Raw genomic sequence first — 26,065 nt, 5'->3', positions numbered from 1 at the left:
TGTAATTCTACTTCGTGTGTGAAGTAGCTTCGTCAGAACGCATCTTGATGACGCTGGCGATCGTGGCAACAGCCATGGATGCCACAATCACGAGCAACGACGTGCCCGTACTGATTTCTGGAGCCCATTCAATGGGCTGGCCACCATTGATGAAGCCCAGCTCATTAGCGTGCATGGCGTGCAATACCAGCTTGACGCCAATAAAGCCCAAAATGAACGCGATTCCATACTTGAGGTATTCCAGCTTGTCGAGCAAACCACCCAGTAAGAAGTAGAGCTGACGCAGACCCATCAGCGCAAAGATATTTGCTGCAAAAACCAGGAACGGACTTGTTGTAATTCCAAAAATGGCGGGAATGGAGTCAAAGGCAAAGATGACGTCGGTAACTGCAATAGTGATGAACACCACCAGCATGGGGGTGAACATCTTTTTTCCGTTGTGGGTGGTGCGGATCTTGGCGCCATCAAATTCAGGCGACATGGTGATGCGTTTGCGCAAGAAGGTGATTAGCTTGCCTTCGGTTTCTTCCTCATCCTCGTGAGAACGGAACGCCTGGTGATAGGCGGTGTAGAGCAAGAATGCGCCAAAGATGTAGAAAATCCAGGAAAAGTTCTCGATCAAGGCGGCACCAAGAATGATGAAAATTCCTCGCAAAACTAACGCCATGATGATACCCACCATGAGGACTTCTTGCTGATATTTCTTGGGGACAGCAAAGCGACTCATGATAATGACAAAGACAAAAAGGTTGTCAATACTCAGGCTGTATTCGGTTAACCAACCTGCATAAAACTGGCTGGCATGCTCCACATCACCGAGCGCAAATATTGCCCCACCAAATGCCACAGCCAGGAGCGCATAGAACCCAACCCACAGAGCGGCTTCCTTCATCGAAGGAACGTGCGGGCGCTTGAAAATAATCAGCAAATCTGCGATCAAAATCGCTGTCAAAACAACGAGTGAGCCGATTTCAAACCACGCGGGGAGAGCACCATCCATAGTGTTTCAAGGCTACAGCTAAGAATCCTGAAAATTGTGTGGGAGACAAAGCAAAAACCCCCGCCATCAGGCGAGGGTTTTTGTTGTGGTGACCCCAGCGGGATTCGAACCCGCGTTACCGCCGTGAGAGGGCGGCGTACTAGGCCGCTATACGATGGGGCCGAAGTACCTGTCAATAATGCCACAAGAACTAATCCCCCGCCAATCGGGGCGAGTGAGCTAAATGAAAACTCGAACGGCTGCAGGCACAACATCGACCTGCACCGGAAGTGCCCACACACGCTCACCATCTGCATAGGCCACGATTCCTGGCGCATCTAAAGTGACAGTTTTTGCTCGCTGGATGAGTACTTCAGGCTCACTCACGTGCGTTCCGGCAAAAACACGGGGGAACAATCGCAAAAACCTCAATCGCGATAACGGGCGAAGGACAAACACATCCAACAACCCATCACGCATACTGGCTTCTGGCGTCACGCTCATACCCCCACCCATGGTGGAGTTATTGGCAATAGAGATCAGCATTGCTGATTCCTCTCGACTGTCACCATCGACAGTGAGGCGATATCGAACGGGTTTCAGAGCAAAAAGTTCCCGAAGGAGGGCAAGTGTGTAACGCGATTTACCCTTAGGCCACGTCATCGCATTTGCACGCTCGTTCACAATCGCGTCGAACCCTGCCGAAAGAATGCTGGCGAACCATCGCACTTCTGAACCATCAGTCGAAGTGATGCGCCCTAAATCGAGACGTTCAGGTTCTCGATCCAATGACTCCACCATCGCCGAAATACAGGCAGTGATATTGCCAACAGGAAGACCAATCCCCCGGGCCAAGTCATTGCCTGTTCCGGCAGGAACAACAGCAAAGGGGATTGAGGTTTGCGCAAGCATATTGACGGCCAGCGAGACCATTCCATCGCCGCCAACGACGACGAGTGCATCTGGCGTGAGCGTGAGGGCACGGTTGAGTTTGCCGGCGAGGAGGTCAAAGCTTTCAGCCCGCAAGGCAGTGACACTATGACCAGCACTCTCAAGCGCAGCAACAGTCTGTTCTCCTGCCAAAGGGTTCTTCCCAAACGAGGCAGTTGGGTTGATAGCCACAACGATGTGGCGGGGCGAAGAAGTCACTTCATGATTATCTCGGTTAAACGAGAAAACCCTCGCCCATGCGAGGGTTTTACTTGCTGGGGTACCTGGACTCGAACCAAGAACAAAGGTACCAGAAACCTCCGTGTTGCCAATTACACCATACCCCACCGGGCCAAAGCTCAGCCTTGAACCGACTCCCTAGCCTAACCCACGAGGGGCAGGCTAAACAAACTCAGCTCCCCTAGCGTTCGTTGAAACGAACGAGGCGGTTTATCGTGTCCTGCTTGCCGAGAATCTCCATGGATTCAAACAGCGGCGGAGAGATTCGACGACCCGAAATTGCCGTGCGCAAAGGCCCAAAAGCATTACGTGGCTTCAGCTCGAGCCCTTCAATCAAGGTCTCGTTCAACGCTGCCTGAATGCGGTCGTGTGTGAATTCAGCTTCAGGGATCAACTCCAGTGCACCAACAGATGCCGCAACAATTTCGCCAGAGTTTTCTGGCAATCCCTTGAGGGCATCTTCTGCATAGCTAATCTGCGTGGCAGGAGTGAAGAGGAATTCAAGGAGCTCGGGAGCTTCACTGAGCACATTCATGCGCGTTTGAACCAGGGGTGCTGCCGCGGCAAGAATTTCCAGCTGCTCATCAGTTGGGTTGTTCGAGAGCACATTACCGGCCTGCAGATACGGAATCATGCGGGCAGTGAAATCTTCCACGGTGAGCAGTCGAATGTGGTCACCGTTGATGGCATCCGCCTTCTTCTGGTCAAAGCGTGCAGGGTTTGGGTTCACGTTGACCACATCAAACGCCTTCACCATCTCCTGGATGGAGAACACGTCACGGTCGTGAGTCAGTGACCAGCCCAACAGTGCGAGGTAGTTGATCAAACCTTCGGGAATGAATCCACGATCACGGTGGTGGAACAGGTTTGCTTCAGGGTCACGCTTAGAAAGCTTCTTGTTTCCCTCCCCCATGACGTAGGGAAGGTGACCAAAGCGCGGAATGTGCGTGGTGAAACCTGCGTCAATCAGTGCGTGATACAGCGCTATTTGGCGTGGAGTTGAAGAAAGAAGATCTTCACCACGAAGCACGTGGGTCACCTGCATGATGGCGTCATCTACCGGGTTAACCAGCGTGTAGAGCGGGTCACCGTTGGGGCGAACAACAACAAAGTCGGGGAAAGAGCCGGCAGGGAAGGTAATTTCTCCACGGACCAAATCATCAAAAGTGATGTCTTCATCGGGCACTCGAACACGCAAGGCAGGCTGACGGCCCTCAGCACGATAGGCAGCCTTCTGCTCTTCGGTCAGGTTCCGGTCGAAGTTGTCATAACCAACCTTGGGATCCTTGCCGGCGGCAATGTTGCGCGCTTCAATTTCTTCTGGGGTTGAGAAGCTTTCATAGACGCGACCGGTGGCCTTGAGCTTTTCGATGACGTCCTTATAGATCTCCGAGCGCTGTGACTGACGGTAGGGTGCGTGTGGTCCCCCCACGTTGATGCCTTCATCCCAGTCGAGGTTCAGCCAGGAAAGAGCGTCAATGATTTGCTCGTAGCTCTCTTCAGAGTCGCGTGCAGCGTCGGTGTCTTCAATGCGGAAGATGAACTTACCACCAGTGTGGCGTGCGTATGCCCAGTTGAACAGGGCAGTACGCACTAATCCAACGTGAGGAGTTCCGGTAGGCGAAGGGCAGAAGCGCACGCGAACGTCGCTCCCCGTCGCTGTGGAGAAGGGGTAGTTAGTTGTCATACGTCGAGCCTGGTCATCCATCCGTGGCGGTCAGGGAGGCGACCGTATTGAATATCGGTGAGTTCCTTGCGCAGGCTCATGGTGAGCTCTCCCGCTGGAGCATCAGGGTTGCCTACTGCTAGTCCGTTTGCGCCTAAGAGTTGTCCGATGGGGGTAATGACCGCAGCAGTTCCACAGGCAAATACTTCGGTGATCTCACCAGAGGCAACACCTTCTTGCCATTCAGAGATGGGAACAGTGCGCTCTTCAACTTCGAGGCCACGATCTTTGGCCAGGGTGATGATGGACTCTCGAGTAATACCTTCGAGGATTGTTCCAGTGAGCTTGGGGGTGACAATCTTGCCGTCTTTGTGGACGAAAAATACGTTCATTCCACCAAGCTCTTCCACATTGGTGTGGGTTTCAGAATCGAGGAAGAGAACCTGCGCACACCCGTTCTCGTAGGCCTCAACCTGTGCAAGTAACGAAGACGCGTAGTTTCCACCACACTTGGCAGAACCTGTTCCACCCTTACCTGCACGTGAGTATTCGGTGGTCAACCAGATCTTCACGGGGGCAACTCCCTGAGCAAAGTAGGCACCTGCTGGGGAAGCAATGAGGTAATAACCAACCTTGTGGGCAGCTCGAACGCCCAAGAATGACTCATTGGCAATCATGAAGGGGCGCAAGTAGAGGCTCGTCTCTGGCGCAGAGGGGACCCATTTACCATCAACTGCGATGAGCTGCTTGAGAGATTCAATGAAGTCAGGTACAGACAGTTCTGGAAGGGCCATACGGCGGGCAGAGCGCTGCAAACGTAAAGCATTAGCTTCGGGACGGAACGTCCAGATGGAGTCATCTGCGTGGCGGTATGCCTTGAGTCCTTCGAAGATTTCTTGGCCGTAATGCAGAACGGATGCTGCAGGGTCGAGAACGAGGGGTCCATAGGGCTGCACGTGTGCACCGTGCCATCCCTCGGCCACGGTCCAGTCGATGGAGACCATGTGGTCGGTGAAGTGCTTACCGAATCCAGGGTCTGCGAGGATTTCTTCACGTTCTGCCTCAGCTCGTGCTGATGCAGAGGGGGTGAGGGCGAAGTTCAGCGGAAACGTCGATGTTTCGTTGCTCATGATCTTCCTTTACTTCCTAGGACAGGCGGGCAACAATAGCGTCGCCGATGTCACTGGTTGAACGAGGGGTGGAGCCACGGGTTGCAAGATCGGCAGCTACTGCATCATTGATGCGAGCTGCCGCCTCAGCGTAGCCAAAGTGCTCGAGCAGCATCCCTACCGACAGGATTGCTGCGGTGGGGTCTGCCTTCTGCTGGCCTGCAATGTCAGGTGCTGAGCCATGCACGGGTTCAAACATGCTGGGGAAAGCATTCGTGGGGTTGATGTTTCCACTGGCCGCCAGGCCAATACCGCCACTGATAGCAGCAGCAAGGTCGGTCAGGATGTCACCGAAAAGGTTGTCGGTGACGATGACATCAAAACGTGCTGGGTCGGTGACAAAGAAGATTGTTGCTGCATCAATGTGCAGGTAATCAACCGTGACCTGAGAGTATTCGGCAGCAACAGTGTTGACCAGGCGGCTCCATAAGGATCCTGCGTTAACCAACACGTTGGTTTTGTGCACCAGGGTGAGCTTCTTTCGATCACGCTTGGCAGCCAACTCGAAGGCATAACGAACCACGCGCTCAACACCGTGGGCGGTGTTGACGGAAAGTTCGTTCGCAATTTCGAACTCAGTTCCCTGACGCAAAGCTCCACCGTTACCCACATAAGGGCCTTCGGTTCCTTCGCGCACGACAACAAAGTCAACCTCGCCAGGGTGTGCCAGTGGGCTGGTAACACCAGGGAAGATGGTGGTTGGACGCAGGTTGACGTAGTGGTCCAAGCTAAAGCGCAGCTTCAGCAGAAGACCACGCTCGATGATGCCCGCAGGAATGCGTGGATCACCCGGCTTGCCGCCCACAGCGCCAAGCAAGATAGCTTCGTGTGAGGCGATGGCGGCGAGATCTTCCTCGCTGAGCACATCGCCGGTAGCGAGGTACCGGTCTGCGCCGAGTGAGAAGTGAGTCTTCTCTACGACGAGGTCAGCAGCAGGAGCAACAACGTCTAGGACCTTGACGGCCTCAGCAATAACCTCGGGGCCAATGCCATCTCCGGGGATGACTGCGAGCTTGAGTGTGCGCGACATGTTGTTCCTTGAGTGTGAAGAGTCTTATTCGGTGATGTCTACTTCGAGCATGACATCGGCATCGATAGCCTTGCGAACCTTTTCCAGCAGTGCTGCTGGGACTGGTGAGTCAACGGTGAGGACAGAAAGTGCTTTACCGCCGAGGTTTTGACGAGCAATCTGCATACCTGCAATGTTGATCTTCGCATCGCCGAATTCTTTGCCGTAGACGGCAACGATTCCGGGACGGTCGATGTACTGCATCACGATGAGGTGGTCATCGATGGGGACATCAACTTCGTATCCGTTGATTTCCACGATCTTCTCGACCTGCTTGATACCGGCCAAGGTTCCCGAGACAGAAATCTGGGTGCCATCACTGAGTGCACCACGAATGGTCAGCACGGTGCGGTATTCGGGAGATTCTTCTTCGCTGAGGGTACGAACCTCAATACCGCGCTGTTCAGCCAGCAGTGGTGCGTTCACATAAGACACACTCTCGCTGACCACGTTTGTGAAGATTCCCTTCAGCGCAGCAAGCTTGAGCACTGACGTGTCGAACTGGGTAATTTCACCGCGAACTTCAACATCGACCGAGGTCAGTGGGCTGGTGTGTGCCAGGCCAGAGAAAACTTGGCCCAACTTCTCAACCAGAGGAATTGCGGGGCGGACGTAGGGGTCAATCACACCACCGGCAACGTTCACAGCGTCAGGAACGAGTTCACCACTGAGTGCAAGGCGCACAGACTTCGCAACTGAAATTCCTGCCTTCTCCTGAGCTTCATCGGTAGAAGCACCCAGGTGAGGGGTGGTGATGACATTCGGCAGACCAAGCAATGGAGAACCGGTAGGTGGCTCGGAGACGAATACGTCTAGACCAGCACCAGCAATGACGTTGTTGGTCAGTGCGTCAAAGAGTGCCTCTTCATCGATGAGACCACCACGTGCCACGTTGATCACATAGGCAGTGGGCTTCATCGCCTTGAGCTGTGCCGCACCAATCATGCCGGTGGTTTCAGGAGTCTTGGGCATGTGAATGGTGATGAAGTCTGAGGTTTCAATCAGTTCATCCAAGCTCACCAGCTGAACGCCGAGCTGCTGTGCACGTGCAGAAGTGACGTAGGGGTCATAGGCAACAACCTTGGTGCCGAATGCCTTCATGCGCTCGGCAATCAGTGCACCAATACGTCCCAAACCGATGATTCCGATGGTCTTTTCAAACAACTCAGTACCGGTGTAGGCGCTGCGCTTCCACTTGCCTTCGGCAAGTGCTGCGTGTGCCGCAGGAATGTGGCGAGCAAGGCTCAGAATGTGACCACAGGTCAACTCTGCTGCAGAGATGATGTTCGAGGTAGGGGCGTTCACCACCATGACACCGGCTGCCGTAGCGCCCTTGATGTCTACGTTGTCCAGGCCCACACCCGCACGGGCTACAACTTTGAGGTTTGGCGCTGCAGCAAGAACTTCAGCATCCACTTGAGTAGCAGAACGAACGAGAATTGCACTGGCAGAGTGAACTGCCTCGAGAAGTGCAGGACGGTCAGTACCATCCACGACACGCACGTCGAAGTCGGGGCCGAGAGCCTCGATGGTGGCAGGAGAAAGCTCTTCAGCAATGAGAACGACGGGCTTAGTCACGAGTATGTATTTCCTTGAGGTTTATGCACACGGGAGGTTCAAGTCTACCCGAGCGCTGTGGGGCTAAATTGCGCTAATTCACGCTGAAAATGAGGAATGCGTTGGTACCTAAAGCGAGGTCAACACCAATGACTGCAGAGATGGACAAGGCAACGACATAGATTACGAAAGCTGGAAGAAGCGTTCTCTTTCTGGTCACCCACAGGGCGGCAAAAAAGATAACCAGCGGCGCAAGAATTCCAAAGACAACCGCAAACCAGCCAAAGGCACTCAAACCAATACCGAGTGAGAGGCTCTGCGTCATGACACCTACGAAGTTGCCAATCCCCTCCCACACGTCATAGGCAAAGAGCAGGGCAAATACCGCTGCAAGAATCCAGGCACCCACTGAACGGGTTTGTGTGACTTTCATGATTAGCCTGCCCAGGTCACGTAGGGCCACGGGATCAGCACAAGCACACCAACTAACAGCCACAGCAGGCGTGAAGAAACCTTGGAGTCTTTACCCAAATACAGCACCGCACCAAACCAGATGGCAGGAGCTGCCACGGACAGCCACAAACCGAATTGGAACATGGCATTACCCAATGCATCAGCAATCTGTGTTGGATTACGCAACGCAGTAATCAACCAGGCGACAGAAAACAGCAAGTAAATACCTGCAAAGATTCCAAACCCGATCAAAGCTACTGAGCTCAAACCAGCGGGAAGTTCTGGTGTTGCGTCAGTTTCTGTTGACGAGGTGCTGCGCTTAACGGAAGAAGCGCCACCCGCATCACGTTTCGCACTGGCAGGAGAGCCCGTGGTCAGACGATCTTCATCGCCTGCCCAACTCAGGGCATCATCTTCTGGAGTACTCATACGTGACGCGCGTGGCGCATCCTCTCGTCTAGATCTGGATTAGCGAGCGGCGGAACCCTCGGTGTAATCCTTGTCCTGTGGACGCCATGCGAAGAGTTCGCGCAGCTTGCGACCGGTTGCCTCGATGGGGTGTGCAGCACCCTTTTCGCGCAGCGCGAGGAACTCGGGAGCTCCTGCGTCCTGGTCGTTGATGAAGCGGGTTGCGAAAGCACCGTTCTGAATGTCTGCGAGAACTTCCTTCATGTGCTCCTTGACCGAAGGGTCAATCACACGTGGGCCAGAAACGTAGTCACCGAACTCTGCAGTGTCAGAAACGGACCAACGCTGCTTGGCGATGCCACCTTCCCACATCAGGTCAACAATGAGCTTGAGTTCGTGCAGAACCTCGAAGTAAGCAATCTCCGGCTGGTAACCAGCTTCAACGAGAGTCTCGAAGCCATACATCACCAGCTGTGAAGCACCACCACAGAGAACTGCCTGCTCGCCGAAGAGGTCAGTCTCGGTCTCTTCGGTGAAGGTGGTCTTGATACCACCGGCACGCAGACCACCGATTGCCTTGGAGTATGACCATGCGGTTTCCCACGCGTTTCCGGTTGCATCGTTTTCAACAGCAACGATCACAGGAACACCACGGCCTGCAAGGTATTCGCGGCGAACGGTGTGACCTGGACCCTTGGGTGCTACGAGAGCAACGTCAACGTTCGAAGGAGCGGTGATGTAGCCGTAACGGATGTTGAAACCGTGACCGAAGATGAGGGTCTTACCTGCAGAGAGGTTTGGAGCGATGTCATCTGCGTAGAGGTGACGCTGAACCTGGTCTGGAGCGAGAATGACGATAACGTCACCCCATGCTGCTGCTTCAGCAGTGGTCATGACCTTGAGGCCTGCCTCTTCTGCCTTAGCAATCGACTTCGAGTTAGCCTTCAGACCAACAACAACGTCAACGCCAGAGTCGTGCAGGTTGAGTGCGTGTGCGTGGCCCTGTGAGCCGTAACCGATAACAGCAACCTTCTTGCTCTTGATGAGCTCGAGGTCGGCGTCCTTGTCGTAGTGAATTTCAGTCACTTTGGGTTTTCTCCTTGTTTGTAGGTTTGGAAAATTGATAAATCGTTAGTTTTTAAACACGCGTTCGGTGATGGACTTGCTGCCACGGCCGATAGCAATAGCGCCAGATTGCGCAATTTCTTTGATTCCGTAGGGTTCAAGAACCTTGAGGAATGCAGAAATCTTTGCTGGATTACCGGTGACCTCGATGACGAGAGAATCGGTGGCAACGTCCACGACACGAGCACGGAACAGGGCGACTGCTTCAAGCACCTGTGAACGCGTGGAGTTATCGACGCGCACCTTGATCAGCATGTGCTCGCGAGCAACAGACTGTTCAGGGTCTAGTTCCACAATCTTGATCACGTTGATGAGCTTGTTCAGTTGCTTAGTGATCTGTTCGAGGGGAAGGTTCTCCACGTCGACCACAACAGTGATCCGTGAAAGTCCCTCAATCTCGCTGTGGCCTACAGCAAGAGACTCAATGTTGAAGCCACGACGGGCAAACAAACCAGCAACGCGGGTCAGCAGACCAGGTTTGTCTTCTACGAGAAGGCTAAGTACGTGTGTGCTCATAATCTCACTCCCCTACTCGTCCGTGTCCCAGGTGGGAGCGTGGTCTCTGGCGTATTGAACGTAGCTGTTGCTCACTCCTTGAGGAACCATGGGCCACACCATGGAGTCAGCGCTCACTACGAAGTCGATGACGACAGGACGGTCATTGGTTTCCAAGGCGAGCTTGATGGCAGCATCAATCTCTTCTTCCTTGGTCACACGAATACCGAGGGCGCCATAAGCGTCAGCAAGCTTGACGAAGTCCGGAACACGAATGGTGTCGTGACCGGTGTTCAAATCAGTGTTGGAGTAGCGACCGTCATAGAACAGGGTCTGCCACTGGCGCACCATACCCAGTGATGAGTTGTTAATAATCGCCACTTTGATAGGAATGTTGTTGATGGTGCATGTCGCAAGTTCCTGGTTGGTCATCTGGAAGCAACCATCTCCATCGATTGCCCAAACCACACGGTCAGGCTCTCCCACCTTGGCGCCCATCGCAGCAGGCACGGAATAACCCATGGTTCCCGCACCACCTGAGTTCAGCCAGGAGTTAGGTCGGTTGTACTTGATGAACTGTGCTGCCCACATCTGGTGCTGTCCCACACCCGCAGCAAAGATTGCTTCAGGTCCAGAAAGTTCACCAATACGAGTGATGATGTGCTGCGGTGCTAGCAAACCATCAGTGGGTGGGGTGTATCCCAGTGGGTATTCCTTGCGCAGAGAGTTCAGTGTGCTCCACCACTCGGTGAAGTCAGTTTTCTTTGCCCCAGGTGTGGCCTTGTAGGTGTCAATCAGGTCAGAAATGACATCCTTGAGGTCTCCCACGATGGGAACTTCTGCGGCACGAATCTTGCCGATTTCGGCAGGGTCAATGTCAACGTGAATAACCTTGGCATTAGGGGCAAACAAGGATGCTTTACCTGTCACACGGTCATCAAAACGAGCACCGAGGGTAATCAGCAGGTCAGCTTCCTGCAGTGCCAACACTGCAGGAACAGTTCCGTGCATACCAGGCATACCCAGGTTGTTTTCGTGGCTGTCAGGGAAAGCACCACGTGCCATCAGTGTGGTCACGACGGGTGCACCCACGAGGTCTACCAGCTCCAAGAGTTCCTTGGAGGCACCGGAGCGGATGATTCCACCACCGACATAGAAGACGGGCTTCTTTGCTTCAACGATGAGGTCGGCAGCTGCCTGAATCTGCTTACCGTGTGCCTTGGTTACCGGGCGGTAGCCAGGAAGATCGAGAACAGCGGGCCAGATGAAGGGTACTTCTGCTTGCTGAGCATCCTTGGTGATGTCTACCAGAACAGGACCTGGACGGCCGGTTGAGGCGATGTGATACGCCGCAGCAATCGTTGCAGGAATGTCTTCGGCCTTGGTCACCAAGAACGAGTGCTTGGTAATAGGCATCGTGATACCCACGATGTCTGCTTCCTGGAATGCATCAGTACCCATCAGGTGCGAGAACACCTGACCGGTAATCGCCAGCAAGGGAACAGAGTCCATGTATGCATCTGCGATGGCAGTAACCAAGTTGGTAGCACCAGGGCCAGAGGTGGCAATGCAGACACCGGCCTTACCTGTGGCTGAGGCATACCCTTGAGCTGCGTGACCTGCACCCTGTTCGTGGCGAACCAGGATGTGGCGCAGCTTGGTGGAGTCCATCAGTGGGTCATAGACCGGAAGGATGGCACCGCCGGGCAGACCAAACACATCGGTGACACCAATGAGTTCCAATGTGCGAACGACAGCTTCAGCACCGGTCAAAATGGGTGCGTTAGCAGGCGCGGCAGGCGTCGAGGTGGGGAGTGATTCCGTAGACATCGTGAATCCCTTTGATAGAAAAGCGAAAAGTGATTGGGGCGTCGTTACCCAGTAATCGCACCCTCAGATGCGGAGTGCACCAGCTTGGCGTACTTTGCAAGCACACCGCGGGTGTAACGCGGAGGGAGCGGAGCCCAGCCGATTCGGCGAGCTTCGAGCTCTGATTCGTCGACGAGTAAGTCGAGCGTCCGAGCTGCGATATCGACCCGTATGAGATCACCATCGCGCACGAGGGCAACGGGTCCACCGTCAACAGCCTCGGGAGCTATATGTCCGATACACAGTCCGGTTGTGCCGCCTGAGAATCGTCCGTCTGTCAATAGTAGAACATCTTTACCCAGTCCCGCACCCTTGATGGCAGCGGTGATGGCCAGCATCTCACGCATACCAGGGCCACCCTTAGGTCCTTCGTAGCGGATGAGGACGATATCGCCCTTCTTGATGCTGCCTTCGGTGAGGGCATCCATTGCTGCACGTTCGCGCTCAAACACACGAGCAGGGCCTTCGAAAACATCGAGATCAAAGCCTGCAGTCTTCACCACAGCACCCTCAGGTGCGAGTGATCCGTGAAGAACAGCCAGGCCACCAGTTGCGTGGATGGGGTTATCCAAAGTGCGGATAACTTCACCATCGAGTGGAAGCAGGTTCATCTCTGCGAGGTTCTCAGCAAGCGTCTTACCGGTCACGGTCAGAGCGTCGCCGTGCAGCAATCCAGCATCAAGCAGAGCCTTCATCACAACTGGAACACCGCCAACGCGGTCGACATCGTTCATCACGTACTTACCAAAAGGCTTGAGGTCACCAATGTGGGGAACCTTGTCCGCGATGCGGTTGAAGTCTTCGAGCTTGAGGTCCACGTTTGCTTCACGAGCAATGGCAAGAAGGTGCAGAACAGCGTTAGTGGAACCACCGAATGCCACAACAACAGCAATAGCGTTCTCAAACGCTTTCTTGGTCATGATGTCGCGAGCGGTAATACCCTGACGAATCAAGTTCACAACGGCCTCACCGGAACGGTGAGCAAAGTAGTCACGACGACGGTCTGCACTCGGTGGCGCAGCAGAACCTGGAAGGCTCATACCCAGCGCCTCAGCAACAGAAGCCATGGTGTTTGCGGTGTACATACCGCCACAAGCTCCTTCACCTGGGCAGATCGCACGCTCAATACGGTCGAGGTCTTCCTCGCTCATGGTGCCTGCCTTGCAGGCTCCCACAGCTTCGAAAGCATCGATGATGGTGACGTTCTTTTCGGTACCGTCGGAAAGCCGAACCCAACCAGGAGCAATCGAGCCTGCGTAGAGGAATACCGAGGCGAGATCCAGTCGAGCCGCTGCCATCAACATGCCGGGAAGTGACTTGTCACAACCGGCAAGAAGGACAGAACCATCAAGACGCTCTGCCTGCATCACTGTCTCCACAGAGTCAGCAATGACTTCGCGGGAAACCAGGGAGAAGTGCATACCTTCGTGCCCCATAGAAATACCGTCAGAAACCGAGACGGTACCGAACTGGAGTGGGTATCCACCACCAGAGTGGACACCTTCTTTGGAGGCCTGTGCCAGACGATCCAGGCTGAGGTTGCAGGGAGTAATTTCGTTCCAGGAGCTGGCCACACCAATTTGGGGCTTGCTCCAGTCTTCATCTCCCATGCCGACAGCACGGAGCATTCCGCGAGATGCGGCTTTCTCAATACCGTCTGTAACGTCGCGACTGCGTGGTTTCATGTCGTTTTCTGGCATAGGGATAAGTCTACGCGGTTCTAACTCTCGGTTAACTCCCAGCAGGCAGGGCACAAACTCCCCCAATTCACCCAGAAACGCCAACTAGGCTGGAACAAATGATTCAAGTTGGCATGAGCGCATCCTGCGTATATCCCCTGGCCTGTGAAGATGGCTTCCGTTTTGCCCAGAAAGCTGGTTATGACGGTGTTGAGGTGATGGTGACGCGCGAACCGGTCACCCAAAGCGTTGAGGGCATCAAGCAGCTCATCGACACCTATGAAACCCCCGTGCTCTCCATCCACGCTCCCGTGCTGTTGCTCACCCACTTCGTCTGGGGTCGCGATCCCCAGATCAAACTGGAGAAGTCTGCTGAATTAGCGGCACATGTGGGCGCCAGCACCGTCGTTGTGCACCCACCATTTCGCTGGCAAGCCACCTATGCCGAGAAATTCCTCGATATCGTGCGCCAAACCAGCCAGAACACTGGCATCACCATTGCTGTGGAGAACATGTTCCCTTGGAAGGTGCGCAACTCCCAGATGCAGGCATATGCGCCAGGACCTGACCCGCGTGAGCTTGACTGTGACGCGATTACTCTCGACTTCTCCCACGCTGCCCTTTCCGGTCACGACAGCCTCGAGCTAGCGCTGGAATACGGCGAGCGCCTTCGCCACGTTCACCTCACTGATGGATCGGCTGCCGCTGACGACAACCGCATCTTCGATGAGCACCTGCTCCCTGGCTATGGCAAGCAACCTGTGGCAGAAGTGTTGCAACATCTTGCTGCCCAGGATTGGGATGGCCACGTTGTTGCGGAAGTCAACACCCGCAAGGCCAAGACCGAAGACGAGCGTCTGGCGCTCCTGGTTGAAACCCTCGAGTTTGCCCGTTTACACCTTGGACAAACTGCAACTGTAACTAGTTAGCCTCTGCCGACTTACGCCAGCGAATACCGGCAGCAATAAATCCGTCCAGGTCACCATCAAAGACGTTGGATGGATTGTTCACTTCGCACTCTGAACGTAAGTCTTTAACCATTTGGTAGGGCGCAAGCACGTAGCTGCGCATCTGGTCGCCCCAGCTAGCAGTGATGTTTCCGGCCAACTCTTTCTTTTTCGCGTTTTCTTCTTCACGCTGGAGAAGTAACAAGCGAGAGGTGAGCACGCGCATGGCTGCTGCACGGTTTTGAATCTGACTCTTCTCGTTCTGACAGCTCACTACGATGCCGCTGGGAAGGTGGGTGATGCGCACGGCAGAATCTGTCGTGTTCACTGACTGCCCACCTGGACCGCTGGAGCGGAAGACGTCCACGCGGATGTCATTCTCAGGGATTTCGATAGCTGCAGACTCCGGCATGAGTGGCACTACTTCAACAGCGGCGAAGGAAGTCTGGCGCTTTCCTGCCGAGTTGAACGGACTCATGCGCACCAGACGGTGTGTTCCTGCCTCAACCGAGAGCGTGCCAAAAGCATAGGGCGCATCAACTTCGAACGTTGCGGACTTGATCCCGGCTTCTTCGGCATATGAAGTGTCCAGCACGTTGACTTTGTAGTTGTGCTTTTCTGCCCAACGCAGATACATGCGCAGCAGCATTTCGGCAAAGTCTGCAGCATCAACACCACCAGCACCTGAGCGAATAGTGATGACTGCTGGATAGGAGTCATATTCGCCGTTGAGCAGGGTCTGGACTTCTAATTCACCCAGCACCGCGGTGATGCTTGCCAGTTCGGCTTGTGCTTCGAGAGCAGAAGCCTCATCCCCTGCTTCGTTGGCAAGTTCAACAAGCACTTCAAGATCATCCAGGCGCGCTTCAATGCTCTTGAGTTTGGTCAGCTCTGCCTGGCGGTGGCTGAGTTCACTCGTGACTTTTTGTGCATTAGCAGTGTCATCCCACAGGTCCGGGGCTTCCGCTAATTCACTTAGTCGGGAAATTTCTGAAGTGAGCCTGTCCACGTCCACGACAGCACGAATATCGGCGAACGTGGAGCGCAGAGCGCGAATCTGTTCAGAGAGATCAAGGTCAAGCATTGTGAGACCAGCCTACCTGCGCCACTGGCAGGCGTAGGCTCGTACCCGACATGAGCATCTCCGGTAAACCTTTCCAACTACGTCAAGTAGGTCTTGCGGTTTACTTTCCCACCCTGCTTTTTTCGGCCGGAGAGGCAGCATTTATCCCCATCGTTCCTGTCATCGCCCAAAATGTGGGTGCGAACTTGGCAACAGCTGGCTTAGTTGCCGGCATGCTCACACTCGGCATTGTGGTCGGTGACATTCCCAGCGGCGGGATCATCTCCCGCATCGGCGAGCGCATGGCCATGCTGTGGTCAACCCTCATTGCGCTTTTCGGAGCAGGTTGTGCTCTGGCCGCGACTACTCCCCTGGTTTTAGGCGCGGGCATCTTCTTGATTGGCTTGGCAACGAGTGCTTTTGCCTTGGCGCGTCACGCTTTCCTCACCACCTTTGTTCCCGTTGCCTATCGAGCACGTGCCCTCTCCACACTCGGTGGGATGTTCCGTGCCGGTGCTGTTGCGGGACCTTTGCTCAGTTCAGTGGTTCTCGCCCTCACACACGCACCCCTAGCTGCCTTTTGGCTCATGGTTGCCTTCACGTTGAGCTCTGGTGCCGTGCTGTTATTCATGCCTGATCCGGAGAAAACCTTCGGTCACGCCAAAAGACAAAGAGATCCAGCAGGCCATGTCGTCACCTCTGGTGAGCTTGAAGTTGAACAAGAATCAATCGGGCTGATACACACCGTGAGAGAAAACTGGCGCGTGTTAGCGCGCCTAGGTGGCGCATCAGCATCGGTGATGGTGTTGCGTTCTGGACGCTCGGTACTGTTTCCGCTGTGGGCGGTGAGTATCGGTATGCGTGATGCAGACACTGCACTCATTATTGGCCTGGCAACCGCCATCGATTTCTTGTTGTTCTTCCCCAGCGGTCAAATCATGGACAAATGGGGGCGTTTGGCTTCCATCATTCCTGCGATGGTGCTGATGTCGATCTCACTCATTGTTCTCTCACTAACTCACGACGTGAGTAACCCCGTGTTCTGGTTCATTGCCACCGCGTTTGTCTTCGCCATCGGCAACGGAATCGGCTCAGGGATCCTGCTCACCCTTGCCTCGGATCTGGCCAATAAGAACAACCCTGCCCCATTCCTGGGCGCGTGGAGATTCATCACAGATTCTGGTGCTGCACTTGCCCCCATGGGCATCGCTGCCCTGACAGCAGCTGCTTCATTGGCTATTGCCGCCGCCGCAACTGGTGTGGCAGGAATCGTGGGAGTGATCATGATGATGATCTATGTCCCACGATTCCTTCCGCGTAAGAAATAACTACTGAGAAGAAGCCGCTAGTGCACGGGTGAGTGCATCAGTCAGTGCAGCGTCTGCCACACCATAAGCGGCCCAGTCGCCGGCAACACGTGCAGCTTCACGGTCGGCAAGTGCTGCCTTGGCTGCCTGTAGGGCTTGGTTCAATGCTGAGTTCGTGCTCGGTGTTGAACCGCCATTGTTTGCCGCAGGATCTGCTTCAGGAGCTTGTGCTCCCCCGTTTGTGGGGTCATCAACTCCTGCATTGCCGCCAAAGAGTGCATCCAGAGCTAATGGCAATGTGTCTTCGAAGGCGATCTTGTCTCCAAAAGCAACCAGGATCTTCTTGAGCAGTGGGTAGCTCGTGTTACCTGTCGACTGAACATAGACCGGCTGAACATAGAGAAGGCCGCCACCGACGGGAAGAGTGAGCAGGTTACCCTTGAGCACATTGGTCGATCCTTGCGAAAGCAGGTTGAGTTCCTTCGACACCGCAGGGTCTGCATTGAAGTTGTTTTGAACCTGTCCAGGGCCTGGAACGGTGACATCCTTGGGCAAGGTCAGTAAGCGCAGCTTCCCGTATTCGGAAGAACGCTTCCCCGCCTGTGCACCAGCATCCGAGTTTGCCACGAGGTAACCGGTCAGCACGTTACGGCTAGACGTTCCAGAAGCTTTGGGGATGAACGTGGAATAGATCGAGTAAGCAGACTTCTCAGCCCCAGGAACCTTCATGCTGAGGTAGTAGGGAGACTGGAACTTGGTGGTGTCACTCGATGCCGTTGGATCGTTGGGAGTTACCCAAGCGTCATCACTGGAGTAGAAAGATCCAGCGTCGGTCACGTGATACTGGCCCAAGATAGAGCGCTGAGCCTTGAACAGGTCAGTGGGGTATCGAACGTGACTGATCAACTCTGCCGACATCTCGCTCATGGGCTTGATGTTGGAAGGGTAGATCTTCTGCCAGGTCTTCAAGACGGCGTCGTTTTCATCCCAGGTGTACAAGGTGACGGTTCCGTCATAGGCGTCAACAGTTGCCTTGACAGAGTTACGAATGTAGTTGACGTTATCCAGAGAGAACGCGTTAGCGGCCTCGGGCTGGTCACTGATCACGGAGGACAGTGATTCAACCTTCGAGTAGGGATAGTTCTCGCTGGTGGTGTAGCCATCAACTACCCACAGAACCTTGCCATCAACCACGGTGGGGTATGGATCTGAATCCAAAGTCAGGTAAGGCGCAACCTTCTTCACACGCTCGAGCGGGTTGCGGTTGTAAATGATTTGGGAATCATTGGTCACCGCATCCGAGAGAAGTATCTCTTCACTCTGGAACTTCAGCGCATAGACCAAACGGTTGAAAATGTTGTCGAGCTTAGGTCCACCGTTACCAGCGAAGGTGGTGTACACCTGCTCGTTCTGCTCCCCCGATGCTGGGTAGTCCAACTCAACGGGCTTCGTGCTTGAGGTGCCTCCCACGATCGAGTACACCGGAGAGTTTTCACCGAAGTAGATTCGTGGCTCAAACTTGCCCAGCTCGCCCGAGGAGGGAATTCCTGCCTCTAAGAAGACGGGCTGACCATCGGCTGAACGCTCAGTTCCATAGGCAGAAACCATGCCATAACCGTGGGTATAAACAAGAGTGTTGTTGTACCAGCTCTGAGACGAACCGATACCTGCCTGGTTGAGTTCACGAACTGCAACCACAGCATCCTGGCTCTTGCCATCAATGGTGTAGCGATCCACATCCAGTTCTGGCGCAAAAGCGTAGTACTGCTTGAACTGTTCCAGCTGTGCAAAGGAAGCACTAACCAATGCAGGATCGATGATTCGGATGCTTGCGGTGGTTTCTGCATCTGCACGCAGAGCGCCAGCAGTGGCGTCAGTGGTGGCGTTGTACGGAATCTCTTCCACATCTGAGATGCCATATGCCTCACGAGTGAGATCAATGTTGCGCTCAATGTAGGGAGCTTCCAAGCTGCGCTCGGAAGGATCAACAATAAAGCGCTGCATGATCCAGGGGTAACCCATGGTCAGAATCAAACCGGAAACAACCAGCATTGCTGTTCCCACCATGGACAACCGCCAGCGACCTGTAAAGGCAGTGACGATGAACAGTAATGCTACCAAAATCGCAATCACAGACAGAATCTGCATGCCGGGAATCGTGGCATTCACATCGGTATATCCAGCACCGGTAATCAGCCCCTTGGCGCTGGTCAACGTTGCGTACTGGTCAAGCCAAATGCTCACTGCCTGCAGTGCGATGTAAATGGCAGCAGTGATCGCGAGCTGAATGCGAGCTGCTTTAGCAACACGGAGTTCACGGTTTGCAAAAGCAATCGAGCCATAGACGTAGTTGGTAATCAGTGCGGCAAGACCAGAGAGCAACACTATGGCTGAGAAGAGTGCAACGGCAGCCTGATAGAACGGCAGGTCAAAGAGATAGAAAGAAATATCTAGGTTGAACTGGGGGTCTTTCTGACCACTTGAAACGCTGTTGAAAGAGAGCATGGCCAGCTGCCAGCGAGTAGCAGTAGAGAGACCGGCAAAAACTCCGAGTAACGCTGGAACACCCCAGGTGAGCAAGCGACGCAGAGGCTCAATCACGTCCTGGTAGCGATCAAGTTGTGAATTGAGGCGTGCATAAACAGGTCGGAGTCGGTAGGCAATCTGAATAGAGAGCCATACCGGCACAGCCATCGCAATGAATCCCGCGACAAAGAACCCGGCAGCGGCGAACCACTGTGTGGTGAGCACGTTCATGAAGCCGACTTGCTTGTACCAGAGCACATCTGCATACACGCTGGCGAAGGCAAAGAAGGCAATGAGCAAGACGACCAACACACCAATGGTGATGGCGACTGGACCGCGACTTCCGAGACGTCCGGGGGTGGGTGCTTGGTTACTCACGTAAATGACCTCATCTAGGGCAGTGGGTTAGGGACTAATTCTTACAGGTTGCGAGCATGCCCATTTTGGCATTCATCGCTTCCGATTTGGTTCCGTGCATATCAACGAAAGAAAGGACTTTGAGCGCATCATCCAGGGTCTTCACGGAATACACCTGAAGACCGTCAGGAACGTGGTCTACGACCTCGTCACAGTTATCTGCCGGTGCAAGGAAATATGTAGCACCTGCTTTTTTTGCGCCATAAAGTTTCTGTTGAATTCCGCCGATAGGTCCGACGTTTCCTTGAGCATCAATAGTTCCCGTACCGGCAAAGTGATTACCGCCGGTGAGATCGTGCGGAGTGAGTTTGTCAATGATTCCAAGGGCAAACATCATGCCAGCACTGGGGCCACCGACGTCATCGAGTCGAATACTCACATCGAAGGGGAAGTCATACTTCGCCTTGGCGCCAATCCCCAGAACAACATTCCCATCGACATCGGCAGGTGTAACTTGTGCTTCGGTCGCCACTCCCTTACGTAGGAAGCTGACGGTGCCAGGAACACCCGCGCCGTTTGCTTTGAGAAGCTCACGAAGCTGCGGAACACTTTCCACTGCGGTCCCGTTGAATGCGGTAATGACATCACCGAGCTGAAGTTCAGACTTTGCTGGGGAGTCCTTAGTGAAGCCCAGAACTTCAACGCCAACCACCACGTCATAGCCAAGATTGGTCAACGCAGCCGCGATGGCATCTTGCTGAGAATCAATCATCTGTGCCGTGTTGGACTCTTCACGTTGCTTGGTTGTCTCATCCTTAGGGAAGATCAATTCCATTGGAACAACAGCTTTGGATGGGTCGAACCAGGCGCCAGCAACTTCAAGCCAGGAAGGAGTTTGATCAGGATTACCCAACACCGACACCGTCAACAGATCCAACTCTCCCGTCGTGGGGAACGTCTGAATTCCATCAATAGTGATGAGAGGAATCTTTTCCTTCTTGGAATCATCATTCGGATCGGGCACAGAGACCGTGCCAAGGGTGTCGAACCATGGACCTGGTTGTTCGATCACATATGCCGAGGGCACAGCAGCAAGACCCACTGCGAGAACGAGCGAACCAACGAGCAGAGTCACACCGAGGGTTCGACGGCGCTGAGCCTTGGTTTTCGGCTGTGCGGTTTGGCCTTCTGGCAGCCCATGTTCATCAGCACGGAAGAGTGTCACGACGGTGTTCACCTTTCTCGCGTGCTTGGTCTTTCCAGTAGTTACAGATTGTCAGGTATTGCTGGGTATTTCCCGCATGTTCGCGCCCAGCGCACGTGTTTTCTCCCAGTATTCATGCCATTCACAGCGCGAGGGGGTTAGCGTTGAACTACTGACCTAAAAAGGATTGCTCATGTCGGACGAGAACGAACGCTCCCCCGAAGACGATTTCCGCGACATGATTCGCGACATCCTCTCGGGCAAAGAGGGCGTAGACGCCAGCCAACTCGCTGCTGCTGCGGGCTTACCGAATGATCCAGCCAGCCTGGCCAACATCATGCGACAGTTCCAAGCAGCAATGAATGCAAGCACCTCTGGCGAGGGCATCAACTGGAACATGTCCATGGAGCAAGCAAAATCTTTAGCGCTATCAACGGTCAAACCGGTGACTGCAATTCAACGCGCAGAGATAGACCAGGCATTCCATATCGCCAACCTCTGGCTTGCCGAAGCAACTTCGATTTCGGGGCTTTCCACCACCCCTGCCTTGATTACACGGCTGGAATGGATCGAGCAGACGATGCCACTGTGGACTCAGCTGGCGGAGCCTGTTGCGAACAGTATTTCTCACGCACTCACCAGTGTTCTCACCGATCAAGCGCCGGAAGAGATGAAGGGCATGATTGCTGGGGCATCCCAGCTCATGAAACAAATCGGGGGCACCCTCTTCGCCATGCAGCTAGGGCAGGTCGTTGGACAGCTTTCCACCGAAGTTGTCTCTGGCGGTGACGTGGGGATTCCGCTACTGAATGAAGGCCATGCGGCTCTGTTGCCTCAGAACATGGATGAGTTCGGCGAGGGACTAGACATCCCTATGGACCAGGTTCATCTCTACCTAGCCGTTCGTGAACTTGCTCACGCCCGCCTGTTCCGTCACGCCAAATGGCTTCGCCTCAACCTCATTTCGGCTATTCAGGACTTTGCCCGGGGTATCACTATCGACCTCAGCCGGGTTGAGGACATCGCCGGAAACTTTGACCCACAAAACCCTGACGAGCTCAGAGAGGCTCTCTCCAGCGGTGCACTCATTCCGCCCAAGAGCGAAGAACAACTTGCTGCACTGGGCCGACTCGAAACGCAACTTGCCTTGATTGAGGGCTGGGTTGATGTAGTCACCTCTTCGGCGACCTCGAGGCTTCCTCGTGCAGGCGCTCTGGCAGAGACGGTGCGCCGTCGCCGTGCTTCAGGTGGGCCTGCAGAATCGGCATTTGCCACCTTGGTGGGACTTGAACTTCGCCCACGACGCCTGCGTGAAGCAACCAGTTTCTGGCAGCAAGTAACCGATGCTGTGGGTGCAGATGCACGTGATGAACTCTGGTCCCACCCCGACGTCATGCCTACTGGGGATGACCTCGACAACCCTGCTGCACTGATTGCCAAGTTGGAAGCAACAGCTCGTGGCGAGGTGGCAGAGCCAGACGACATGGACCGAGCTTTGGCTGATTTACTCGAGGGCAACATCCCACCTGTGGATGAATCTGAACAGTAAATCTGTTTTTGCAGCATTCTTCGCTGCATGTACAAAATCACTACTGCGCTCCCGCTCATCTGGCGAACCCCAACCTCCATCCAAATTGGGTTAGACAATCCACGTGCTGTCTTTCCCCAGCTCTATCCAGCTGAGGAAAGATTTCTCAGTGCTCTGCGAACAGGCTTCGGTAATGCCTCACTTCCGACGGTTGCCGAAGAATGTGGTCTCACGCCTGATGAGACCGATGCGTTCCTCACCGTCATTTCACCTGCGCTAGGGCAGGAGAAACCTCGCCCCAGTTGGCGGATCGCTCTTGATGGAACGGGACCGTTCGTGGACTCACTGGGCCTTCTGCTGATTGCTCTGGGACACCGAGTAGTCAGGGCATCAGCACACACTGCGGGTAAATGCGATCTGGCCATTGTGGTTGGTGAGTATGTGCTCGAACCCCACCGTCCTGGCGCCTGGCTTTCCAGGGACATTCCCCACCTTCCGGTTGTCTTTAGTGATGAATCTGCTCGAATAGGACCACTATTAGGAACCACGCCTCGTTCACCTGCAGAAATCAGCCACTACCCCTGCCAGCAGTGCATAGAACTGGCCCACCGAGACCGAGATAGCTGCTGGATTGCGATGGCAAGCCAACTCTTGAATACTCCCGCACCTAGTCAGACTCCCCTGCTCAATGTGGAAATCTCAGCAACCATTGCCCGGTGGATACAAACCCCAACGGAAGTTCCGATTTCTACAGATACTGCCCTGGTGCTCTGGACAAACGGTGCCCGGGAAGAAGCTACTTACGCTTTGCACCCAGATTGTGCATGCCAAGCTCTGCCACGAAACGTGAGCGTTCTCGGTTCGTGGCGCGGCCAGTTCCTTGCTGAGCCCACGACAGTGAGAGCTGCTTCCGGGCGCGGGTAATGGCGACATAGAGAAGCCTGCGCTCCTCCGCAACTGCTTCCATACTTTGCGCATAGCTAATCGGGAACAAACCTTCACTGAGCCCAATCAGGTGGACCGAATCCCATTCCAAACCCTTAGCCGAGTGAACTGAAGCAAGAGTCACGGCATGCATCGTGGGTTCATGGCGGGCGGCCTGCCGAGCAAGCAATTCATCTGTGAAGGCCCGGAAAGTTGTTCCTTCGGGTGCTTCATCTGCCATCACCATCAGGGCGTTGAGTGCTTCCCACTTAGCTAGGGATGCGCCGGTGGTCTGTGGAGCCTCTTGGGTCCACCCCACCGAGCGCAACACGTCGCTGACAGACTTGAACAGTGGTTCGCCTGTGACAGATACTGATGCTCCCCGAAGAGCAAGGATGGCCTGTTTGACTTCAGGGAGGTCATAGAAGCGCTTAGCTCCATACACAGTGCTGCTGATGCCCAGATCTGCGAGCGCTTGTTCCACAGCTACTGCCTGCACGTTGATGCGATACAACACTGCAATATCTTCGGGCAGTGCTCCGGCAGCAATCTCTACCGCAATCTTGGCTGCAACTCCTCGAGCTTCCGCAGCGTCACTGGGATATTCAGTGAGTGTTGGCTCGCTGCCCTGTGGGGTTGCTGCCGTGAGCGTCAGTGCTCCTGGGCGCTCCCGCATCAATGCATTCGCTGCCGACACGATTGGAGAGGTGGAGCGGTAGTTCGTCTCCAGTTTCACCACGTGTGCATCGGGGTAGGTTGACCCGAAGTTCAGGAGGTACTCACTAGTTGCACCGGTAAAGGAATAAATAGTTTGGCTTGCATCCCCCACCACGCATAAGTCGCGGTGATCGCCCAACCACAAATCCAAGAGTTGGTGTTGCAAGGGAGATACGTCCTGGTATTCATCAACTACGAAGAAGCGGTAACGCTCGCGCACTTCCATGGCCGCTGCTGCCTCGGATTCAAGTAATCCTGCCGTGAGCAGGAGCACATCTTCCATATCGATCTGTCCACGAGAATCCTTGAGATCCTCATAGCCGTTCATCACTGCAAGAACATCCGAAATAGCAAGGTTTCCTGGCATTGCTCGGCCATAGGCGCGCTTTTCATAGCTGGACAGGCTCAGGTTGCTGGTCTTTCTCCACTCAACTTCTGAGGCAAGATCGCGCAAAGTGGCGGTGTCCAGCTTCAGACCTAAGCCCGTTGCCACTTCTGCCAGTGGTCGTGATTTGGATTCGAAAATCTTGGGAGTTTCTCCCCCAACAAACCTGGGCCAGAAGTGCCCAAGCTGTCGAAGTGCTGCCGCATGGAACGTCTGGGCTTGAACAGGTCCTGCTCCGAGTTGGCGAAGACGTGTGCGCATTTCACCGGCGGCCCTATTGGTGAATGTCAGTGCGAGAACTCGATCGGGAGAATAGGTTCCCGTTGCAACACCATAGGCAATGCGGTGAGTGATGGCCCTCGTTTTACCTGTTCCAGCACCTGCAAGTACACACACAGGCCCGTGAAGCTCTTGTGCAACTGTGCGCTGGTCTTCATCAAGACCAGCGAGTAGTTCTTCCGGCGATGCAGAACTGATCTCACTCATGACTGACGCCCCAGCCAGGCATCTTCGTGATCGAGATTTTCACCGAGCCAGTGCTCGATCAGTGCGCGAGCAATCGAGACCTTGCCCGGCAGAATAATCTCACCAATGCTGGCCTTGAGCTCCTCGCGAGAGAACCACTTCAAGGAGAGAATCTCTTCGCCGTCAGGTACGTGGTTTTCCGGATCAAACCCTGCTGCAACCTGCGCAGTGAAGCCCAACATGAGTGACTGTGGGAAAGGCCAGGGCTGTGAGCCCATGTAGCGAGGGTTTGTTACCACCACGCCTGATTCTTCAAACACTTCTCGAATCACAGCGGCTTCTAGAGATTCACCAGGCTCCACGAACCCTGCAAGCAGTGAATATCGATTCCCTTCCCACATCGCATTGTTGCCAAGCAGAACACGATCTTGCTCATCGGTGACCAACACGATGATGGCGGGGTCTGTGCGGGGGAAAACTTGAACGGAGTCATCGTCTTCATGCTGGCGAACCCACCCGGCATGAACAGGGATAGTGGGGTGGCCATGCGAAGCAGAATGGGTGTGTGAGCGGTGCCAGTTCGCCAAGGCTAGTGCTTGGGTGAATAGCCCAGCATCACGGTCACTGAGTACATGTCCCAGCGCACGCAAATCACCCCAGTTTTCAGCATCAGGGGCCAGCACGCGGGCAACGCTCTCATCCACACTCACCGCGAGGAATGGCGTTCCCACAGGCTCATTCGGTGCCTCTTCGGTGCTCACACCTAAGAAGATGATTTCCTGCTCGGAAGTATTTGTGACCGCGGAGAGTTGTTCAAGTGTGAACGTGACGAGAGCATGAGCATTCACTAACGCTTTGCCATTGTTCAACACAATCACACGGGTTCTGGCGTCTTGAGCAAGTTCTTCCAGCAAACCAGGTCTGGTGCGCAGATCTGCCCGTCGATCCGTGGCGTGACGAGACAACGTTAACCGTTGTGTGAAATCTTCAGTCATTGCACTCG

General features: G+C 54.5%; 20 protein-coding genes and 2 tRNA genes. 3 read left to right on the top strand and 19 right to left on the bottom strand.

All coding sequences use genetic code 11. From position 1 onward, the window contains the following. Window positions 1–7: 7 nt before the first annotated feature. The 14 genes from M2120_RS00420 to ilvD form a co-directional block, all read right to left on the bottom strand. On the bottom strand, window positions 8–1,000 hold the full coding sequence (locus M2120_RS00420; protein WP_280796769.1) for a TerC family protein: 993 nt from the start codon (window positions 998–1,000) through the stop codon (window positions 8–10). Window positions 1,001–1,086: 86 nt separating this feature from the next. Continuing rightward, a tRNA-Glu gene (locus M2120_RS00415) sits at window positions 1,087–1,162 on the bottom strand. A 57-nt stretch (window positions 1,163–1,219) separates the two neighbouring features. Then, the gene (locus M2120_RS00410) at window positions 1,220–2,128 is read right to left on the bottom strand and encodes a diacylglycerol kinase family protein (protein WP_280796768.1); all 909 of its coding nucleotides are present in this window, start codon (window positions 2,126–2,128) and stop codon (window positions 1,220–1,222) included. Between the two features lie 56 nt (window positions 2,129–2,184). Beyond that, a tRNA-Gln gene (locus tag M2120_RS00405) sits at window positions 2,185–2,256 on the bottom strand. A 74-nt stretch (window positions 2,257–2,330) separates the two neighbouring features. Then, window positions 2,331–3,836: a glutamate--tRNA ligase gene (gene gltX, locus M2120_RS00400; RefSeq protein ID WP_280796767.1), complete on the bottom strand. Its 1,506-nt coding sequence runs from the start codon at window positions 3,834–3,836 to the stop codon at window positions 2,331–2,333. Beyond that, on the bottom strand, window positions 3,833–4,945 hold the full coding sequence (locus M2120_RS00395; RefSeq protein ID WP_280796766.1) for a branched-chain amino acid aminotransferase: 1,113 nt from the start codon (window positions 4,943–4,945) through the stop codon (window positions 3,833–3,835). The genes gltX and M2120_RS00395 overlap by 4 nt, the downstream gene beginning before the upstream one ends. A gap of 16 nt (window positions 4,946–4,961) precedes the next feature. Next, window positions 4,962–6,014, bottom strand: a complete 1,053-nt coding sequence (locus M2120_RS00390) for a 3-isopropylmalate dehydrogenase (RefSeq protein ID WP_280796765.1) — start codon at window positions 6,012–6,014, stop codon at window positions 4,962–4,964. A 24-nt stretch (window positions 6,015–6,038) separates the two neighbouring features. Next, window positions 6,039–7,631, bottom strand: coding sequence for a phosphoglycerate dehydrogenase (serA, locus tag M2120_RS00385; RefSeq protein ID WP_280796764.1), 1,593 nt, complete (start codon window positions 7,629–7,631; stop codon window positions 6,039–6,041). A 73-nt stretch (window positions 7,632–7,704) separates the two neighbouring features. Continuing rightward, entirely contained in the window at window positions 7,705–8,043 is a 339-nt protein-coding gene (locus M2120_RS00380) for a hypothetical protein (RefSeq protein ID WP_280796763.1), read from the bottom strand. A gap of 2 nt (window positions 8,044–8,045) precedes the next feature. Then, complete coding sequence (locus M2120_RS00375) at window positions 8,046–8,492, bottom strand: hypothetical protein (protein ID WP_280796762.1); 447 nt, start codon at window positions 8,490–8,492, stop codon at window positions 8,046–8,048. 39 nt (window positions 8,493–8,531) lie between these two features. Next, a complete protein-coding gene (ilvC, locus tag M2120_RS00370; RefSeq protein WP_280796761.1) occupies window positions 8,532–9,557 on the bottom strand; it encodes a ketol-acid reductoisomerase in 1,026 nt (341 codons plus the stop codon). Between the two features lie 45 nt (window positions 9,558–9,602). Continuing rightward, window positions 9,603–10,112 carry an acetolactate synthase small subunit gene (gene ilvN, locus M2120_RS00365; RefSeq protein WP_280796760.1) on the bottom strand — a complete coding sequence of 170 codons (510 nt, stop codon included), beginning with the start codon at window positions 10,110–10,112 and terminating at the stop codon, window positions 9,603–9,605. Between the two features lie 12 nt (window positions 10,113–10,124). Further along, a complete protein-coding gene (locus M2120_RS00360) occupies window positions 10,125–11,921 on the bottom strand; it encodes an acetolactate synthase large subunit (protein WP_280796759.1) in 1,797 nt (598 codons plus the stop codon). A 44-nt stretch (window positions 11,922–11,965) separates the two neighbouring features. Next, a complete protein-coding gene (gene ilvD, locus M2120_RS00355) occupies window positions 11,966–13,660 on the bottom strand; it encodes a dihydroxy-acid dehydratase (protein WP_280796758.1) in 1,695 nt (564 codons plus the stop codon). A 98-nt stretch (window positions 13,661–13,758) separates the two neighbouring features. Between ilvD and M2120_RS00350 the strand changes: the two genes are divergently transcribed. Beyond that, window positions 13,759–14,568, top strand: a complete 810-nt coding sequence (locus M2120_RS00350; protein ID WP_280796757.1) for a sugar phosphate isomerase/epimerase family protein — start codon at window positions 13,759–13,761, stop codon at window positions 14,566–14,568. Here M2120_RS00350 and prfB read toward each other — a convergent pair. After that, a complete protein-coding gene (gene prfB / locus M2120_RS00345) occupies window positions 14,561–15,670 on the bottom strand; it encodes a peptide chain release factor 2 (protein WP_280796756.1) in 1,110 nt (369 codons plus the stop codon). The genes M2120_RS00350 and prfB overlap by 8 nt on opposite strands. 50 nt (window positions 15,671–15,720) lie before the next feature. Between prfB and M2120_RS00340 the strand changes: the two genes are divergently transcribed. Further along, complete coding sequence (locus M2120_RS00340) at window positions 15,721–16,977, top strand: MFS transporter (RefSeq protein ID WP_280796755.1); 1,257 nt, start codon at window positions 15,721–15,723, stop codon at window positions 16,975–16,977. Here M2120_RS00340 and M2120_RS00335 read toward each other — a convergent pair whose 3' ends face one another. Further along, window positions 16,978–19,860 carry a UPF0182 family membrane protein gene (locus tag M2120_RS00335; protein ID WP_280796754.1) on the bottom strand — a complete coding sequence of 961 codons (2,883 nt, stop codon included), beginning with the start codon at window positions 19,858–19,860 and terminating at the stop codon, window positions 16,978–16,980. A 34-nt stretch (window positions 19,861–19,894) separates the two neighbouring features. Beyond that, window positions 19,895–21,064 (bottom strand): YlbL family protein, encoded by a 1,170-nt coding sequence (locus tag M2120_RS00330; RefSeq protein ID WP_280796753.1) that lies wholly within the window; start codon window positions 21,062–21,064, stop codon window positions 19,895–19,897. A gap of 172 nt (window positions 21,065–21,236) precedes the next feature. On the opposite strand from M2120_RS00330, the gene M2120_RS00325 reads away from it, so the two are divergent. Then, a complete protein-coding gene (locus M2120_RS00325; RefSeq protein WP_280796752.1) occupies window positions 21,237–22,592 on the top strand; it encodes a zinc-dependent metalloprotease in 1,356 nt (451 codons plus the stop codon). A gap of 775 nt (window positions 22,593–23,367) precedes the next feature. On the opposite strand, the gene M2120_RS00320 is transcribed toward M2120_RS00325, so the two are convergent. Together M2120_RS00320 and nudC are read right to left on the bottom strand one after the other, a co-directional pair. Then, window positions 23,368–25,083 carry an ATP-dependent helicase gene (locus M2120_RS00320; RefSeq protein ID WP_280796751.1) on the bottom strand — a complete coding sequence of 572 codons (1,716 nt, stop codon included), beginning with the start codon at window positions 25,081–25,083 and terminating at the stop codon, window positions 23,368–23,370. Further along, window positions 25,080–26,057 carry an NAD(+) diphosphatase gene (nudC, locus tag M2120_RS00315; RefSeq protein WP_280796750.1) on the bottom strand — a complete coding sequence of 326 codons (978 nt, stop codon included), beginning with the start codon at window positions 26,055–26,057 and terminating at the stop codon, window positions 25,080–25,082. The genes M2120_RS00320 and nudC overlap by 4 nt, the downstream gene beginning before the upstream one ends. Window positions 26,058–26,065: the final 8 nt, after the last annotated feature.

Source organism: Aurantimicrobium minutum (assembly GCF_029893825.1).
Taxonomy (GTDB): Bacteria; Actinomycetota; Actinomycetes; order Actinomycetales; family Microbacteriaceae; genus Aurantimicrobium; species Aurantimicrobium minutum_C.
This window is presented reverse-complemented; position numbering and strand designations above follow the sequence as displayed.